Source organism: Melaminivora alkalimesophila (assembly GCF_000282995.1).
Taxonomy (GTDB): Bacteria; Pseudomonadota; Gammaproteobacteria; order Burkholderiales; family Burkholderiaceae_C; genus Melaminivora; species Melaminivora alkalimesophila.
In genome coordinates, this window is record NZ_ALEE01000829.1 from 1 (window position 1) to 391 (window position 391).

Annotated in this window: 1 protein-coding gene; it reads right to left on the reverse strand. The window is 76.0% G+C overall.

Annotated features, from left to right (window positions below; all coding sequences use genetic code 11):
• A partial coding sequence (locus A612_RS15950) for an ABC transporter permease subunit (RefSeq protein ID WP_040437231.1) occupies positions 1-391 on the reverse strand: 391 nt, incomplete at both ends.

Sequence of the window (391 nt, forward strand, 5' to 3'; positions counted from 1 at the left end):
GGGGCGCGCCGCCGCTGGCGTCGGAGCGGCCTCGCCGGTGGTCGTGGGCTCGGGCGCTGCAGCCGGCCGGGCCACGGCCGGGGCTGGGCGGCGGCGCAGGGCGCGCAGCACCAGGCCCGCTGGGCCCGTGTGCCACCAGCGCTCGCCGCCGCGGCGCGGCTCGCCCATGGCCTGGGTCAGGCGGTCCAGCACGATCGCCAGCAGCACGATCCCCAGGCCGCCGACGGTCGCCAGGCCCATGTCCAGGCGGCCAATGCCGCGCAGCACCATCTGGCCCAGGCCGCCGACGGCGATCATGGAAGCGATCACCACCATCGACAGGCTGAGCATCAGCGCCTGGTTGATGCCGGCCATGATGGAGGGCATGGCCAGCGGCAGCTGCACCTTCCAC